The following is a 15,475-nucleotide window of genomic DNA, read 5'->3' as shown; positions in this document are numbered from 1 at the left end:
ATCGGTGTTTTCTCGATCCTGACCCGAAAAATTCGGGGTTCCATACCTCCAAAGGAGAGACACAATGTCTTCGAGCGATGTCAGCCTGACTTCCAGTATGCGCAGCAACCTGCTGCTGCTGCAAAAGACCAACCGCCAGGTCGAGTCCATCCAGACCAAGCTGGCGACGGGCAACAAGGTCAATTCGGCCCTGGACGGCCCCAATTCCTTCTTCGCGGCCAAGTCCCTGTCGACGCGGTCCAGCGACCTGTCGAGCCTCAAGGAATCGATGGGGCAGGCGATCAGCACGATCCAGGCCGGCGACAAGGGTATCACCGCGATCGAAAGCCTGGTCGAGCAGGCCCGCGGTCTGACCACCACCGCCTATTCCAATCTGGGTACCGACGCTGCGTCGGTCGCCACGCGCAAGTCGCTGGCCGACCAGTTCAACCGCATCAAGGAGCAGATCGACAAGATCGCCCAGGACAGCGGTTACGCCGGCAAGAACCTGCTGACCGGTTCCGGTCTCAGCCTGGACAGCACCTCGGAAAGCCGCACTGCCGTCAACTCGGTGACGGGTCTGTCGAACAGCCGGGTCACCAACGTGGTCCGCGCCGACACCTATTCCGTGAATGTCAGCGGCACCGGCGCCATCACCGCCAATCTGGGCGACATCGCCAAGGCCGAGGATGCGCGCGGCATCACCTCGCTGAAGGTGTCGGGCACGATCTCCTCCACGGCCGGCAACTTCGCCGATATCAGCATCGAGATGCGCGGCAACACGGGCCGTGAGCGCACCGTCGTTGTGACGGAGAACGGCGAATCGCGCACCATCAAGTTCTTCGACAATACGCAGAACGCGGTGGCCAGCACGACCACGGCTGGTGTGAGCGGGACCAGCCAGCAGTCGAAGGTGACGATCAGCGGCGCGGTCGAGGTGGGTGACACCTTCACGGCCACGGTCAACGGCACGGCCTACACCTACACCGTGACGCAGGATGATCTGGACGCTTTCAACAGCGGTGCGGGCACGGGCGACAACCCGGCCGATCGTCGCAAGGTCGTGGCCGAGGGCCTCTACAACGCGATGGTTGCCGATACCACGAACTTCAACGACTCCGGCACCGCCCTGGCCAATGGTGACGATACCGGCGCCCGCTTCAACGTCGCCTATAATGATGGCGAGGAACTGTTCATCGGGTCCGACTCGACGGCGGGCACGGGTGTGTCCTTCACGGTGGGTGCGTCGGCCAGCAACGCGGCTGAGAAGGCCGTGTCGATCACCTTCTCCTCTGGCACCACTGTCAGCTTCACGATCGACCGTACTTCGCTGGAAGCGTTGAACACCTCCGCCAATGGTACGTCGACGATCGAAAAGAATGTCGACATCACCCTGTCGGCCACCAACCTGAACGGTGTCACGGTCGAGCGGTCGGGTACCAACGCCCGCGGTAACGCCAAGCTGTCGGACGGTGAGAACTCCCTGAACTTCGACAGTGGCACGGTCCGCGTGACGGTGGATGCCAAGACCATCAAGGGTGCGGCTTCGGCCCAGAGCTCGGCAAACCTGACGACCGTGCAGCGCACGGACGCCAATACCGAGAACGACCTGTCGGTGCAGTTCAATTCCGACAACACCAGCAACATCCAGGTCGTCAGCCGGAATGTCCAGACGGATGGTCAGGGTCTGCGCGTCGACTATGCCCAGAACGGTTTCCTGGACCGGTCGGACATCGACAACGCCGTTGCCAGCCTGGATTACGCGAAGGCCACCTTGCGCAGCGCCTCCCAGTCGCTGTCCACGAACCTGAACGTCATCCAGACCCGTGAGAACTTCACCAGCGAGTTCTCCAACGTCCTGACGGAAGGCGCGAACAAGCTGACCCAGGCTGACCAGAACGAGGAAGGTGCGAACCTGCTGCTGTTGCAGACCCGCCAGCAGCTCGGCACGATCTCCCTGTCGCTGGCCAACCAGGCGCAGCAGTCGATCCTGCGGCTGTTCTAATAAGCCCAGGAGCCTGATGGCTAAGGGAACGGCGGGCTTCAAAAGCCCGCCGTTCTTGATTCCGGGATTGTCACCGCCGATATCCTGTCCATGGCGAATATGCCAGGGCTGGTGCCCCGCCTTTTTTCGTGACCTGGCGGTGACGGTGGCTTACTTCCTAGTCATTGCCGGGGTGGTCCGTCCCCTGCTGCCATACAGGGAATATTGCTGTGCCTTTGAAACTCGTTCTGCGACCTGGTGAAAAGCTCATCGTGAACGGTGCCGTCATTGGTGTCGGCGACCATCCGGTGTCGCTTTTCTTCTATAATAAGGTGAATTTCCTGCGCGGCAGGGAGATTTTGAAAGAAGAGAACTGCGATACGATTGAAAAGAAGCTCTATTTCATCATTCAGTTGATTTACATCTTTCCCGAGGATGCAGAACTTAACCTCATGAAGTTCGGCATCATCCTGGATGAGGTCCGGTCAGCGCGGCCCGATGATGCCGAACTGTTTGATGAGGTACAGCAGCTTGTCCAAGGCGGGAATTATTATCGCGCGTTGAAGATATGCCGGAAGCTGTTTCCGGCCGAAGGGGGGGAGACGGCCAAGGGTGAGAAGCCGGGCAAGGCGCCCGTCGTCGTCACCAAGGTTCGCCGCCGGTCACCCCCCACCACCTGACGCCGGCTCCCTCGCCGGCGGTGCGTGCGCTGCCCGTTTGTGTGCGGCCGCTCAGCCGGTGACAAGCCCGTCCCGGTCGACAAGGATGGTCCGGCAGGTATCCACAGGTCCCACCTGCCAGACAGCGGTTGCCCAGGACCAGCCGACCCCGAATCCCGACAGCAGCAGGTGACGCCGGTCGGACCGTAGCGACGGGCCCAGCGTGTCGCAGATGGCAAGCGGTATGGAAGCCGAACTGGTATTGCCGCGATCGGCCAGGGCCATGACCATCTGGCCTGTATCGGCACCGATCTTTTGCCCCAGCCGGCGTACCATCATCTCGTTGGCCTGATGCAGCACGACATGGTCCATCATCCTGATATCGCAGTCGGCGGCGGCCAACGTGGCAGCGATGGCCTTGGGCACTTCCCGCAGGGTGAAGGCGAAGACCTGTGTGCCATCCATGAACAGCTTTCCCCCATCGGGCCGCCGTGCCCCGCCACCCGGCTGGATGAGATAGGGCGCGCCGGTGCCATCGGTGCCGGCATCGATGGTCAGCATGCCGGCGCCGGGATCGAATTCCAGCGCGGTCACGCTGGCGGCATCCCCGAACAGGGGGGCCACGGAGCGGTCGTCACGGTCCAGGGTGCGGCTGGTCGTGTCACCGGCCACCAACAGGCAGCGCCCCCGGCCCATGCCGGACAGTAGCGAGGCGGCAAGCCAAAGGCCGTAGACATAGCCCGAGCATCCCAGCCCCACATCGAAGGCCGCACAATGCCGGCCCAACCCCAGGCGCTGCTGCAACAGGCAGGCCGTGGCGGGCAGGGGGTGGTCAGGCGTCTGCGTGACCGTGATCAGCAGGTCGATCGTCCCGGCCAGCCACCCGAGATCCGCCAGCAGGGCATGGGCCGCGGGCACGGCCAGGTCGGACATGCATTGGTCTGGACCGATGATATGACGCTGCCGGATACCGGTGGCGGCCGCGATCCGGCGGGCCTGATCGGCCCCGAACCGGGCGGCCATCTCCGCCTCGCCTTCGACCGTGGTGGGCAGGGCAGAGACGATGCCGCGCAAGGCGATGGCGTGGATACGGGCCTGAGCCATGTCGATCCCTCAGCAGGTGATGCCGCCATCGATGGTGATGGTCTGGCCCGTGATGAAGCGCGCGCCGTCACCCAGCAGGAACAGCACGGCGGGCACGATATCCCCGGCCGTGCCCAGGCGTGCCATCGGCGTGCGCCGGACGATCTGTTCGCGTTGCCCGGCAGAAAGGGTGTCGGACATTTCGGTATCGAGATAACCGGGCGCCACGCTGTTGACCGTGATTTGCCGCCGCCCGACCTCCCGTGCCAGGGCGCGCGTCAGCCCATCCAGCCCGGCCTTTGTTGCGGCATAGGCGGCCAGACCGGTATAGCCGCGCTGCCCGATGATGGAAGAAATGTTGATGATCCGCCCGCCGCCGGGCCGTGACAACATATGCCGCAACACCCCGCGCGCCATTTGTATGGCGCCCGTCAGGTTGGTCTGGATCAGGCTGTCCACCTCCACCAGCGGCAAGGTGGCCAGGATGCCCTCCCGCGCGATACCGGCATTGTTGACCAGGCCCCAGGGGGGGCCAAAGCGCTGCACGGCGGCCTTGACGAATGCCTGCGTGGATGTCGCGTCCCCGATATCCGCCACCTGCCAGAACAGACTGTCCGGATGGGCAGCCATCAGGCCGGGCAGGGCATCGCCCAGGGTGCGGCTGCAAGTCGCCACGGCATACCCCTCCTCCAGCAGGGCACGGGTTATGGACAGGCCCAGGCCACGGCTTCCGCCGGTGACGATGACGGGGCTTTTCATGCATCCTCCGCAAGGCGTCGTTTCTTGCCGGCTGCCGACAAGGGGAGCTGGTTCAGCAGCCGCAACCGCCGGGGCCGGGATGGCGGGGGCAGGTCAGACAGGGCGGCCTGAACCCGCGTTCTCCAGCCATCATCACCTTCCCAGGTGGGGGCAACAATGTCGGCGGCCACCAAGTATCCGGTGATGGGGCTGGGAATGCCATAGGCCACGGCGTCACTCACGCCGGTCAGCGACAGCAACCGCGCCTCGACCAGCGCAGGGTTCACCTTTGCCCCGCCAACATTGATCACAAGATCGTTCCGGCCCCGGAACAAAACCCTGTCGCCAACGATCTCCACAAGATCGCCGGTCTCCTGCCATGCCTCGCCCACCCGCACCTGCAAAATATCATTCCGGATACGGAATGAATAGGGACCAGGAGGGTCAGTCAGCCATCGGGCCGGAAAGCCGGCCTGTCCGTCGGCCACGGTGAACAGCCGTCCCCATTCCGTGCCTGCATAGATGCAGCGTAGCGGAACATCGGGAAACCGGGCGCGCAGGGCATCCAGCAGGGGCTGGTCCGCCGCCTCCCCGCCCAGCGTGATGCGCTTCAGGGGCGGTGTGGCGCCGGACAGCAGCAGCAGGCGCCAGAAGCTGGGCGTGGCGCTGATATGGCTGGCACCGCCTTCCAGAGCCAGTCGCACCAGCGTGGCGACATCGGCGGCGGGATCGGCCAGCAGGGTGCCGCCGCCGCGCATCGCGGTCAACAGCACCTGAAGGCCAGCGAAGCCGCAGGGGTCATATGTCAGCAGCCAGCGCCCGCCGGCCCCCCGCGTCGCTTCGATACCGGCCAGCACGGCATCGAACGGGCGGGTCACTCGCCTTGGCGTGCCTGTGGTGCCCGAGGTTTCCAGCAGCAGCAGGCGCTCCCGCCCCGTCATGGCCGTGGGCGGGGGCAAGCCGCCGCGCAGCAGGGCGACGGGCTGTTCGCGCTGCCAGCCCGCAACCAGGGTGGCCACCAGTCGCGGCAGATCGCCGCCGCCGGCCACAAGCGGACCGGATGACAGGCTGGCCGCCAGGTCTGACAGATCCGGCCAAGCCCATTCCCGGCCGCCGCAGACAAGGCGGAAACCGGGGTGGGTCCAGGGCGGGGTCAGGGCAGGTCGCATGGTGCCATCATGCGGCAGGGCAGGGGGGCAATCCAAGCCCTCTCACGGTCCACGCGCGGCATCCCAGGCCCAGATGATGCCGCCGATCAGCGTGAGCAGGCCGATCACGGTCACCAGGCCCCACAGAAACTGCTTGAACTCCCCTTGCTTCCAGGCACTGCGGGCCAGAAGCAGCAGGTAGAGGGCGACGCCGCCGGCGATCCATTGCCACACCGTCGGCATTGGCTACGCTGCCGTATAAAGGGCGGCCAGTTCGCCGGCGGTCGTGAACTGGCGGAAGCCCTGGCGGAACGGGTCCTTGCCCGTCTCCCCCTCCAGCGCCACGATCAGGGTGGCGAGGTCCAGGGAGTCGAAGGGCAGCGGGCCTTCCAGGAAAAGCGTATCGGCCGTGATGATCGCCGGCGCTTCGCCCTTGTCGGCCAGGATGCGGCCGACCTCGCGCCCGATCAGGGCCAGCATCGCGTTCTTGTCGGTCAATGGAAACTCCGGATCAGGGCGTTGACGCGGCTGGCCGCCTCCACATGCGGCATGTGGCCGGCACCATCCAGCAGGTGATAAGGGATGCCGGCGGGGATCAGGCCGGCCGCCGGGGGCGGCACGATAGTGTCCCGCCGCCCCCAGATGAGCTGAACGGGCGCGGCCGGTACCCAGTCCCGCTGAACCAGCCGTTCCGACAGGTCGGCGCGATTGGCATCCAGCAGGGATTTGATGGCTGCGCGGTTGGCCGGCTGCGACAGGCGCAGGGCCAGCGCGCGGGCCATCGGCTCCACCAGGGCACCGGGTTCGGCGAACAGCGCGCCGGCGGCCAGGCGTGCCTGTTCGATCGATCCCGCCTCGGCCAGCCTGTCCAGGAACAGGTGGTCCAGGTCACTGCCCAGGCCGGCACAGGCGATCAGGGTGGCCCGGCCCACCAGGGATGGCCGCTGATGGGCCAGGGACAATGCCACGCGGGCGCCCAGCGAATGGCCGACAATGTCCACACGCCCCACCCCCCAGGCATCGATCAGTCCGCCCACCCAGCGCGCCAGATCATCCACATGGCCATGACCGACATCCAGCGTGCTGGACCCGTGCCCCGGCAGATCCGGCGCCAGCACGGCACGGTCGGCGGCCAGGGCCGTCAGGTTGAACTGCCATGTCAGCGCGTCGCCGGCCAGCCCGTGCAGCAAGACCAGCGGCGGGGCATCCCCGTCGCCGGGTCCCAGGCGGCCGCCCATCAGCCAGGCCGCCGGGCCACCGGCCAGGTCGACCACCTGCCGCCGCGTGCGGCCGGCGGGGATGGCGGGGCGGGGCAGGCCGGACATCAGGCCAGATCGGCGCCCGTGAGGGCCAGAAGATCGGAAACCGTCCGGGCCTTCGCCAGGTCCTCGCCTGCGACGACATGGTCGAAATGCTCATCGACCAGGGCGATGAAGCTGATCACGGCTAGGCTGTCCCAGGCCTCCAGGCTGTCCAGCGGCGCATCGGGCGCCAGGGTGCCGGCATCCAGTTCCAGCATCTCCTCCAGGGCGGCCAGGAATTCGGCGCGGGTCATCATCATGCTCCTTCACTATTGCAGGGGGGCAGGGTCTTCTGCACCACCTCCCGATTGATCGCTGCCCATTCGGGATGCGCGCGCATGGCACCATCGGCATCCCGCCAGCCAAAGGCTGGATTAACGGGCAAAAGCCATTCCAGCAAGTGCCGTACCAGCAGGAGATCCTGTTCCGTATCGACGCACCAGCGCCACGGGGCGTCAAGGTCCGGATCGGTCAGCCAGGACAGGCGGAACCGCTCTGGCCGGCGCCAGATGAAGGGCAGGACATGCTCACGCTCGAAATCCTCCTGCGCGTCGGTCCAGGCAGCCTGCAACGCGCCCATGGACACCAGTTCCGCGTCCAGCCCGCGCGGATAGCGCGACACGTCGATGGCGGCATAATCCGGCGGGGGGGTGGTGCCATCATGCAGCGCCACGAGCGTATCGACCAGGGCGGGGTCGATCAGCGGGCAATCGCCTGTGAAGCGCACGGCGATGTCGGCCCCCTGGCCATAGGCGGCGCGGTAGAATCGGTCCAGCACGTCCGTTTCGCTGCCGCGGAATACGGGAACGTCCAGGGCCGCGGCGTGATCGGCCAGTGCATCGTCGCCGGGCCGGTCGCTGGTGGCGAGGCACAGTCCATCCAGCCGGCGGCAGCGACGCAGCCGTTCCACCTGATGGGCGATCAGGCTTTTGCCCGCGACCTGCATCATGACCTTGCCCGGCAGCCGGGTGGAACCCATCCGGGCCTGGATGACGCCGATCACGCGCGGGGCGGCCTGTATCATGGGGCCCGGCCCAGCATGGTCCAGTCCACCGGTTCGCCACGCTTCAGATCGCGGGCGGCCGTGCGGCCCAGTATGTCGGGCAGGTGCTTGGGGGCGAGACCCAGGCCCGGCCGGATGGACCTTACATCCCCCTCGCCCAGCACGGTGCCCGCTGGCACGTCGCGGTTGACGTAAAGGGAACGGCGAAAGGTCCTGCCGCCCGCCTCCGACGGTTTCAGGGCATAGGAGATGCTGCCAAGGGCGGCGTGTGCCATGTGGCAGGCATCGGCCATGGCCCGGAATTCGGCGGGCTCCAGCGAAAAGGCCGCATCCGGCCCCCCATCGGCGCGGGCCAGCGTGAAATGCTTCTCCACGATGACGGCCCCCAGCGCCACGGCTGCCACGGGCACGGCCACCCCCATCGTATGGTCCGACAGGCCTACCGGCAGGCCGAAGGCCGCCGCCATGTGCGGGATCGTGCGCAGGTCGCAATCCTCCACCGGCGTCGGATATCCCGATACGCAATGCAGCAGCGCGATGCTGCCGGCCCCGGCCGCCTGTGCCGTGGCCACTGCTTCCGCGATCTCTCCCAGGGATGCCATGCCCGTGGACATGATCAGCGGCTTGCCCGTGGCCGCGGCCCTGCTGATCAGGGGCAGGTCGATCAGTTCGAAACTGGCGATCTTGTAGGCGGGCGCCCCCAGCCCTTCCAGCAGGTCAATGGCCGTGGGGTCGAAGGGGCTGCTGAAAATAGCGATGCCGGCCTCACGGGCATGGGCGAACAGCGCCTCGTGCCAGTCCCAGGGAGTATGTGCCTCCCGGTAGAGCTCATGCAGCGACCGGCCGGCCCAAAGCCCGCCCTCCAGCCGGAATTCCGGCCGGTCGACATCCATGGTGATGGTGTCGGCCGTGTAGGTCTGGAGCTTCACCGCATCGGCCCCGGCATCCCGGGCGGCATCGATCAGGCGTCGGGCGCGGTCGATATCGCCATTATGGTTGCCGGACATTTCCGCGATGAGAAAGGGCGGCTGGCCGGGCTGGAAACGGTTGGGAAAGCGGGTCATGCGGGATGGCCGGATGGGGAAGGGCATCCGATGCTAGCACCGACAGGGGGGCGGGCGGAAGCGGTCAGCCCAAAAGGTCAGCCGCCGGCAGGCTTGCGCCGTTTCTTCGGTGCCGCCGCCTCCACATCGTCCAGATAGACGATGAGGTTCAGCGCGCCGCCGATCACCTCCACGAACTTGTTGGACATGGCAGGCAGGCGGATCTTGCGCTCGATGCAGTAATTGACCAGCGATGCCGCCAGTTCGGCGGCGTTGCGCTTCACCTGGTGATGCTCGCCGTCATTGTCCTCGATCGTCAGCGTGGCGGACACGGGCTCTTCCGTCAGGGCCAGGCCGACGACCTGTCCGACGGGAATCTTCACCCGCTGCTTGCGCAACAGGTCGATGATGGCCTGGATCGATTCGCGTTCGGTGAAGCCGAGCGTGCGCATCTCTTTCACGCGCGTGCCCTCCGTTTCCACAATAAAACCGTGCGTACCGTAGAGCCCGGGTCGCACGCATCCTAGGGTTTTTTCGTCTTATAGCCTTGAGGTCAGGTTTGCCGGAGCAGGCCGGCAGTGAGTGCATCGTGGAAATGACGGATACGATCCTCGTTGCGGCCCAGAAGTGCGGCCCCCTCGGCATGGTGCAGGCCGGCCCCCACGGCGGCACAGACCGCCCTGTCTTCGGACAGAAGTTCTTCGTTCAGGGCCGCCAGATGGGTGGTGACGGCCGCCAGCGCCGCCCGGCTGGCCCCCTCACGGGCGGGGGCCAGGCACAGGCGATAGCGCAGGGTGAAGCTTTCGGGCCCGGTGGGTTCCAGCGTCTGGACGCTCATCATCCGGCCGGCGGTGATGCCGATGGCCAGATTGGGGAACAGGAGCAGATGGACATAGCCTTCCATGCCCGCAACCGCCTGCACCGGGGCCAGGCCCAGCCGCTTGCCCGCCCCCTCCCACCAGCGTTGCGCCTCCGCCCGGATGCCGGCATAGCCCGTGGAATGCGGGCCCGTGCCTTCCACGCGCCAGGACCCATCCACCACGGTGCGGAAGCTGTCGGGATGCACGGCATCGACGTGATAGACCTCCAGCACATTCTCCACCCCCACCTTCCAGTTGGCGGCCCAGGTTTGTGCCGCCTGGGCGAAGGGGGCGGCCATGCCGTCCGACAGCGCTTGCAGCAGGTCCCGGTAGGGGCCCAGCCAGTCGGCCAGCGATGGCCCGCCGGGCGTGACGCGCACGAACAGGAAACGGCCGGCCCGGTCCAGTTCATAGCGGCGCAGGGCCAGCCCCTGCCGGGCGGCCCGGTCCAGGCCGAAACATTCGGCATTGCCCGGAACGCCCACGGGCACCCCGTCCCGGTCATAGGTCCAGCCATGATAGGGGCAGCGCAGGGGGCCGCCCGCCACACCCTGTTCCCCCATCCGTAACCGGGCGAACCGGTGGGAACAGACATTGCGCAGGGCACGCACCTCGCCATCGAAATCTTGTACCAGCACCGGTTCCCCCGCGATCTGCCGGGCCAGCCAGGAACCGGGGGCCGCCAGTTCATCGGTGAAGCCCACGAACTGCCAGCTTCGGGCGAACAGGTCGCGCTGTTCGGCGGCGAAGATCGCCGGGTCGCGGTAATCGGCTGCGGAAAGGGCGGCAGGGCGGGCCAGCATGTGGGGAGCGTCCAGGGCAGGGAGCAGACAGAAGGGAAATGGCGGGTGCCATCCGCACCCGCCATCATGTGCCGGGCAAGCGGGACCGGGCAAGCGGGGAACGTCGATATTCAGTTCTGGCCGGTCCGGGCCGGCCCCGCCGCCAGCCGGGCCAGCAGGGCGGCGGCCACCCGATCCGCCCCCAGCCCGTCGATGCCATCCATCGTGATGCGACGGGACAGGTCCAGCCGGCGTGCGGGGTCGGCCCATAGCGACAGGGCCATGGTGGCAATGGCGTCCGCCGCGGCGGCGCGGTCGCCGCGGCCGTCGATGACGGCGGCCCAGCCGCGGGCCCGTGCATCCTCGCCCGCGGGAGCCTGATTGTCGGCCACGATGGCCAGCAGGCAGGGTGTGGCCAGCGCCGCCAGTTCGGCCACCGTGCCGCCACCGGCCGTTATGGCCAGCCCGCACCCGGCCATCAGCGCGCCGATCCGGCGGCTGTCCACATGCAGGGCGATGCGGCCGGCATGACGGGCACAGGCTGCCGTCACGCAATCCAGCGCCGGATTGCTGCCACCGGCTACGACTTCCAGCCGTACACCGGGCGGCAGGGCAGGTGCCAGCCGCTTGACCACCGGCACGGTCAGTCCGGCCGGATCAGACCCGCCGAAGGTCAGCAGGATGGTGTCGCGTTGGTCCGGTGGCGGCCGCGATGCATTGGCCGCGCGACGGATCTCCGCGCGCAGCAGCAGGAAGGCGGGCCCGAACAGGCGCCCCGCCCCCGGTGCCCGGCGATCATAGGGCAGGTCGGCGGCACGCGATGCGGGGTTCCACACCATATCGGCATGCAGATCGGTGTCGGCCAGATCATCCAGCGCCAGCACGGCGCGGAACCCCGGCCGCACGGTCCGGCGCCAGCCGGCATCCAGCCAATAGCTGTCCACCACCAGAGCCGCCGCGTCCAGCCGGTTTCCCAGCGCCAGGGTGGCCGTGGCGTCGTCGCCGTCCAGCAGGTGAAGATCGATCCCTTCATCCCGCAGCCGACCCGCCAGGGCGGGGGTGATTTCCATGCAGGCGAAGGCGGCACGGGCCCCTTGCGCCCGCAAGGCCTCTGCCAGCGCCAGACAGCGCATGACATGCCCAGTACCCTTGGCCGGGCTGGCATCGGCGCGGATCAGGATCAGCGGCATGGGCGCCTGTGCTGGATCGGTACGGGGCAGGAGGAATGCCGACAAATGTCTGAAATCCCTATCATGGCCGGCCGGCGCACGGCAAGGTTCCCCCTTTGCAGCACCTGCCGGACCGGTGTAGCTTCTACGGCCATGCCGACCATCCGCAATCTGACCCTGTCACAGATCATCCGCCGTGCCCGGCAGGATCATCGGAACCTGCCCTATGACCTGCTGCCCCTGTCGGGCGGACCAGGGCGGCGGCGCTGGCTGGCATGGCTTGCCACGCTGGGCCGTCCGCGCATGACGTCGCCGCCGCAGCAGGAAGCGCGGCGCCTGCATGAACAATTGCTGGATCGGGGCTATACCGAGCCGCTGGCCCTTTTGACCGCCGGGCAGGCCATGGCGGCGCGCGACTGGTTCGACGACCAGGACTGCCACGATCCTTATCGCCCGCATCTCGGCCGTTTCCGGCACGGCGCCGTGCCGTCAGAGGAAACGAACATGGGCTATTACAGCCAGGATCAAATCCTGGCGGCACCGGGTCTGTGGGCCCTGTTCAACCATCCGCTGGTGCTGGATGTGGCTGGCCTGTTCCTGGGCTGCAAGCCAACGCTGGACAATATCGGGGCCTGGTGGTCTTTCACGGCGCGCACCCAGGCCAAGGGCACGCAGTGGTTCCATCGCGATTGGGACAATATTCGCGGCTTCAAGCTGTTTGTGTATCTGAGCGATGTGGGGCCGGATGACGGGCCGTTCGAGTATGTTGCGACCTCGCAACGCGATGAACGGCTGGTGGAGATCAACCGTCTGTCGGACGAGAAAGTGGCAACTGTCCTGGGAGACCTGCCGTCCGTTTCCGTCACGGGTGCGGCGGGCACGGTCTTCCTGGCGGATACGTTCGGCGTGCATCGCGGCAGGCTGCCGCTGGCGCGATCCCGATTGCTGGCGACGGCGCAATATGGTGTCTGGCGCACGCCACACAGCGCCCCCCAGCCTTTCATGCCCCGCCGCGACGGCTTCGATCCCTATATCAACCGTGCCCTCATGCGGTAAGCGTCCGGCTTGGAGCCGGGGCGGGGTTTATGTTCTAGTGGGGCCAGAGACAAGGATCGGGACAGCCAAGCATGAAGGCCATCATCGAAGGGGTGCGGATCGCGGGTGTGCGGGCCGTCGTGCCGCGCCAGCGCCATTCCTTTGTCGAAACGCCGGGGATTTTCACGCAGGAGGAGGCGCGCAAGCTGCATGCCGGCATCGGCGTCTATGAACGCCGTGTGCTGCCGCCGCCCTATTGCGCATCCGACATGTGCCGTGCCGCCGCCGAGGGGCTTCTGGAACAACTGGGCTGGGACCCGGCGTCCGTCGATATACTGGTCTTTGTCAGCCAGGATGTCGATTACGTGCTGCCCGTCACCGCCGCTGTGCTGCAGCGCCATCTGGGCTTGCCGACAAGTGCGGCCTGTTTCGACGTGACGCTGGGCTGTTCGGGCTTCGTTTATGGTGTGTGGATGGCGTCGAAGCTGCTGGGCGGTTCCACGGCCAAACGGGCGCTCGTCCTGTGCGGGGACAATTCCACCCGCTGGCTGCATCCGCAGGACAAGGCCACCCTGCCGCTGTTCGGGGATGCCGGGTCGGCCACGGCGCTGGAGATCGACCCCGCGGCGCCGGCCATGCATGTCAGCCTGGGAACCGATGGCGGCGGGGCGAAGCACATCTTCGTGAAGGCGGGTGGCAAGCGCGATTGCCTGATCCCCACCGATCCCCCCCGGTCGGAAGCGGAGATGGAACGGCTCTACCGTGATGCGCGCCTGCATCTGAACGGGGCGGAGGTATTCACCTTCACATTGCGCGCCGTCCCGGGCCTGCTGAAGGAGGCGATGGCGGATGCCGGGGTGACGGTGGACACGCTGGACTTTGTCGTGCCGCACCAGGCCAACAAGATGATGCTGGACCATATCCGCAAGAAGATCGGCTGCGATCCCGGCAAATACATCATCGACATGGAGAAGTACGGCAACACCAGCAGCGCGTCGGTGCCTTTGGCCATCTGCTCGCGGCTGGGCGGGGAACTGACGGCGGGGCCGCGCAAGCTGCTGATGGCCGGGTTCGGTGTCGGCTGGTCCTGGGGAACGATCCTGGCCGATATCGGCCCCATTCCGGCACCGGCCGTGGCCGAACTGCCGGCGGATTACCCGGCAATGGTGGTGTGATCCGGTGCCGGGCTATTCCACATCCTGCGGGTGGCTGCCGCTTTCATAGACGCGCAGGTTCAGCACTTCCTCGCGCGTGCGCCGCATGGCCTGGCGCGGCCGGTCCAGCCAGTTGGAGATCAGCGGACCGCCGATGAAGGAGACGCCGGCCGCCTCGCAGAACTCTCCCATGGCACTGTCCATCACCCCTTCCACCGAGGTACGCAGGCGCAGCTTGGCGGCCGTGGTGGCAAAGCGCAGCATGTCCTGTCGCAACCGGTCGCCGGCCGTTCCCGGCGGCAGGGCGGTGCAGGCCACCTTGGCGCCGGCGGCGGCAACGGCCGGCAGGTCGCCGCTGCCGGCTTCCAGCATCACCATGGTCATGCGGCCGAAGGGGCGGAGCAGGGACACCATCTCCGCCAGCCGGCCAACCGGCACACCCGAGGGGGCTCCCACGATGTGGTAGGTCAGAAAGGGACGCATATGGCCGGGGATTTCCAGCAAGGCCGCCTGGAACTCCCGCCGTCGGCCGATGACGGCCAGACTTTCGAAATGCACCGGCAGCGACAGGAAGAAGCGTACCCGCTGATCGTGCAGTTCCAGCGCCGACACGACGGCGCTGCGCATGACCTGGATATCCATCTCCAGAATCGGCGCCGGGTCTTCCGGATTTTCCAGGCAATCATACCCCCAGACGGGGGAGCGTTCGGGACGGGAACGCATGGGCCGTGCCATGAATACCGAGACCGTTCCCGTGCGTGTATCCCAGAAGGGGGCATACTTGATTTCCAGCGGCCCCCAGTTTTCCTGGGAATTGTAGCGATAGCCGTTCCAGGGCTTGGTGGAGGACTGGTCGGCGGCCACATCCTCCCGCGCCTGCGTGGCGAAATTGTCAAGCATGTCGCACAGGCGGGCCGGTTCGAACATCACATCCGAGTTCATCTCGTAGACGGCGGTATGGACGACGATCGACTGGGCGTCCGCCTCTCCCAACAGCATGCGTTGCAGTTCCTCCAGAATCTTGGCGCAGATCAGCCGAGATTCGGAAGGGCCAAGGCTGGCGAAGACCACGACATAGGATTCATTATTGTACCGGAACCAGGCGTCCGCCGGCTTCAATTGCTGGCGCAGCAGGCGTTCCGTCAGTTGATGGACGCGATCGGCGACGGCCCCCCAGCGGTTTCCCAGTTTCTCCCGGAGGCTTTCCAGCCCCACCAGATGGATGCTGCCCGCCTGTGTGGGGTCATTATTCTTGAAGATGCGACGCAGGGTTGGGCCCAGTTCGGAGCTGGAGCCCGTCGTCTTGCCGACCTTGCCGGAGTGGGGGGGAGAAAATCTGCCCATAGTGTGCCGCCGGCCGCGCTCGTCGGGGCCGTCCACTCCCTTCTTCAGGCTCACTGACAGCAATGCTCTCAGTATCTTCCCGATGCTCATCGGCGTTTTCTTTCTCCGCGCTTCTTAAGCATATTATGGTCTTCTAAGTGTTAAGTAAACGTAAAATGCTTAAAATTCTATCGATCTGCATAATACACTACAC

Annotated in this window: 17 protein-coding genes; 4 read left to right on the top strand and 13 right to left on the bottom strand. The window is 66.4% G+C overall.

Annotated elements, in window-relative coordinates; all coding sequences use genetic code 11:
• Positions 1-64: 64 nt before the first annotated feature.
• A complete protein-coding gene (locus ACM9LZ_RS16050; protein WP_416620506.1) occupies positions 65-1,984 on the top strand; it encodes a flagellin N-terminal helical domain-containing protein in 1,920 nt (639 codons plus the stop codon).
• 209 nt (positions 1,985-2,193) lie between these two features.
• Complete coding sequence (locus ACM9LZ_RS16045; protein WP_416620505.1) at positions 2,194-2,643, top strand: flagellar biosynthesis repressor FlbT; 450 nt, start codon at positions 2,194-2,196, stop codon at positions 2,641-2,643.
• Between the two features lie 51 nt (positions 2,644-2,694).
• On the opposite strand, the gene ACM9LZ_RS16040 is transcribed toward ACM9LZ_RS16045, so the two are convergent.
• The 12 genes from ACM9LZ_RS16040 to pseG form a co-directional block, all read right to left on the bottom strand.
• Complete coding sequence (locus tag ACM9LZ_RS16040; protein WP_416620504.1) at positions 2,695-3,726, bottom strand: 3-oxoacyl-ACP synthase III family protein; 1,032 nt, start codon at positions 3,724-3,726, stop codon at positions 2,695-2,697.
• Positions 3,727-3,735: 9 nt separating this feature from the next.
• The gene (locus ACM9LZ_RS16035) at positions 3,736-4,464 is read right to left on the bottom strand and encodes an SDR family NAD(P)-dependent oxidoreductase (protein WP_416620503.1); all 729 of its coding nucleotides are present in this window, start codon (positions 4,462-4,464) and stop codon (positions 3,736-3,738) included.
• Positions 4,461-5,612, bottom strand: coding sequence for an AMP-binding protein (locus tag ACM9LZ_RS16030; RefSeq protein WP_416620502.1), 1,152 nt, complete (start codon positions 5,610-5,612; stop codon positions 4,461-4,463). Before ACM9LZ_RS16030 ends, ACM9LZ_RS16035 begins: the two co-directional genes overlap by 4 nt.
• A 42-nt stretch (positions 5,613-5,654) precedes the next feature.
• Positions 5,655-5,834, bottom strand: coding sequence for a hypothetical protein (locus tag ACM9LZ_RS16025; RefSeq protein WP_416620501.1), 180 nt, complete (start codon positions 5,832-5,834; stop codon positions 5,655-5,657).
• A gap of 3 nt (positions 5,835-5,837) precedes the next feature.
• Positions 5,838-6,089, bottom strand: a complete 252-nt coding sequence (locus ACM9LZ_RS16020; RefSeq protein WP_416620500.1) for an acyl carrier protein — start codon at positions 6,087-6,089, stop codon at positions 5,838-5,840.
• The gene (locus ACM9LZ_RS16015; protein ID WP_416620499.1) at positions 6,086-6,916 is read right to left on the bottom strand and encodes an alpha/beta fold hydrolase; all 831 of its coding nucleotides are present in this window, start codon (positions 6,914-6,916) and stop codon (positions 6,086-6,088) included. Before ACM9LZ_RS16015 ends, ACM9LZ_RS16020 begins: the two co-directional genes overlap by 4 nt.
• On the bottom strand, positions 6,916-7,152 hold the full coding sequence (locus tag ACM9LZ_RS16010) for an acyl carrier protein (protein WP_416620498.1): 237 nt from the start codon (positions 7,150-7,152) through the stop codon (positions 6,916-6,918). Before ACM9LZ_RS16010 ends, ACM9LZ_RS16015 begins: the two co-directional genes overlap by 1 nt.
• Positions 7,149-7,916, bottom strand: coding sequence for a cytidylyltransferase domain-containing protein (locus ACM9LZ_RS16005; RefSeq protein WP_416620497.1), 768 nt, complete (start codon positions 7,914-7,916; stop codon positions 7,149-7,151). The genes ACM9LZ_RS16010 and ACM9LZ_RS16005 overlap by 4 nt, the downstream gene beginning before the upstream one ends.
• Complete coding sequence (gene pseI, locus ACM9LZ_RS16000; protein WP_416620496.1) at positions 7,913-8,959, bottom strand: pseudaminic acid synthase; 1,047 nt, start codon at positions 8,957-8,959, stop codon at positions 7,913-7,915. Before pseI ends, ACM9LZ_RS16005 begins: the two co-directional genes overlap by 4 nt.
• 77 nt (positions 8,960-9,036) lie before the next feature.
• Positions 9,037-9,399, bottom strand: coding sequence for a hypothetical protein (locus ACM9LZ_RS15995; protein ID WP_416620495.1), 363 nt, complete (start codon positions 9,397-9,399; stop codon positions 9,037-9,039).
• Positions 9,400-9,491: 92 nt separating this feature from the next.
• Entirely contained in the window at positions 9,492-10,601 is a 1,110-nt protein-coding gene (locus ACM9LZ_RS15990; protein ID WP_416620494.1) for an aromatic ring-hydroxylating oxygenase subunit alpha, read from the bottom strand.
• Between the two features lie 110 nt (positions 10,602-10,711).
• The gene (pseG, locus tag ACM9LZ_RS15985) at positions 10,712-11,815 is read right to left on the bottom strand and encodes a UDP-2,4-diacetamido-2,4,6-trideoxy-beta-L-altropyranose hydrolase (protein ID WP_416620493.1); all 1,104 of its coding nucleotides are present in this window, start codon (positions 11,813-11,815) and stop codon (positions 10,712-10,714) included.
• On the opposite strand from pseG, the gene ACM9LZ_RS15980 reads away from it, so the two are divergent.
• A complete protein-coding gene (locus ACM9LZ_RS15980; protein WP_416620492.1) occupies positions 11,816-12,805 on the top strand; it encodes a phytanoyl-CoA dioxygenase family protein in 990 nt (329 codons plus the stop codon). It abuts the gene before it with no gap.
• A 71-nt stretch (positions 12,806-12,876) separates the two neighbouring features.
• Entirely contained in the window at positions 12,877-13,959 is a 1,083-nt protein-coding gene (locus tag ACM9LZ_RS15975; protein WP_416620491.1) for a 3-oxoacyl-ACP synthase III family protein, read from the top strand.
• A gap of 12 nt (positions 13,960-13,971) precedes the next feature.
• On the opposite strand, the gene ACM9LZ_RS15970 is transcribed toward ACM9LZ_RS15975, so the two are convergent.
• Entirely contained in the window at positions 13,972-15,372 is a 1,401-nt protein-coding gene (locus ACM9LZ_RS15970; RefSeq protein WP_416620490.1) for a hypothetical protein, read from the bottom strand.
• Positions 15,373-15,475: the final 103 nt, after the last annotated feature.

Origin of the sequence: Niveispirillum fermenti, assembly GCF_048066175.1 — a bacterium.
Lineage (GTDB): Bacteria > Pseudomonadota > Alphaproteobacteria > Azospirillales > Azospirillaceae > Niveispirillum > Niveispirillum fermenti.
This window is presented reverse-complemented; position numbering and strand designations above follow the sequence as displayed.

What these genes read in the sequence shown, in the direction of transcription:
- ACM9LZ_RS16050 (WP_416620506.1), top strand. Translation starts at nt 65, where the DNA reads ATGTCTTCGAGCGATGTCAGCCTGACTTCCAGTATGCGCAGCAACCTG.
- ACM9LZ_RS16040 (WP_416620504.1), bottom strand. Translation starts at nt 3,726, where the DNA reads ATGGCTCAGGCCCGTATCCACGCCATCGCCTTGCGCGGCATCGTCTCT.
- ACM9LZ_RS16035 (WP_416620503.1), bottom strand. Translation starts at nt 4,464, where the DNA reads ATGAAAAGCCCCGTCATCGTCACCGGCGGAAGCCGTGGCCTGGGCCTG.
- ACM9LZ_RS16030 (WP_416620502.1), bottom strand. Translation starts at nt 5,612, where the DNA reads ATGCGACCTGCCCTGACCCCGCCCTGGACCCACCCCGGTTTCCGCCTT.
- ACM9LZ_RS16025 (WP_416620501.1), bottom strand. Translation starts at nt 5,834, where the DNA reads ATGCCGACGGTGTGGCAATGGATCGCCGGCGGCGTCGCCCTCTACCTG.
- ACM9LZ_RS16015 (WP_416620499.1), bottom strand. Translation starts at nt 6,916, where the DNA reads ATGTCCGGCCTGCCCCGCCCCGCCATCCCCGCCGGCCGCACGCGGCGG.
- ACM9LZ_RS16010 (WP_416620498.1), bottom strand. Translation starts at nt 7,152, where the DNA reads ATGATGATGACCCGCGCCGAATTCCTGGCCGCCCTGGAGGAGATGCTG.
- ACM9LZ_RS16005 (WP_416620497.1), bottom strand. Translation starts at nt 7,916, where the DNA reads ATGATACAGGCCGCCCCGCGCGTGATCGGCGTCATCCAGGCCCGGATG.
- pseI (WP_416620496.1), bottom strand. Translation starts at nt 8,959, where the DNA reads ATGACCCGCTTTCCCAACCGTTTCCAGCCCGGCCAGCCGCCCTTTCTC.
- ACM9LZ_RS15990 (WP_416620494.1), bottom strand. Translation starts at nt 10,601, where the DNA reads ATGCTGGCCCGCCCTGCCGCCCTTTCCGCAGCCGATTACCGCGACCCG.
- ACM9LZ_RS15980 (WP_416620492.1), top strand. Translation starts at nt 11,816, where the DNA reads ATGTCTGAAATCCCTATCATGGCCGGCCGGCGCACGGCAAGGTTCCCC.
- ACM9LZ_RS15975 (WP_416620491.1), top strand. Translation starts at nt 12,877, where the DNA reads ATGAAGGCCATCATCGAAGGGGTGCGGATCGCGGGTGTGCGGGCCGTC.
- ACM9LZ_RS15970 (WP_416620490.1), bottom strand. Translation starts at nt 15,372, where the DNA reads ATGAGCATCGGGAAGATACTGAGAGCATTGCTGTCAGTGAGCCTGAAG.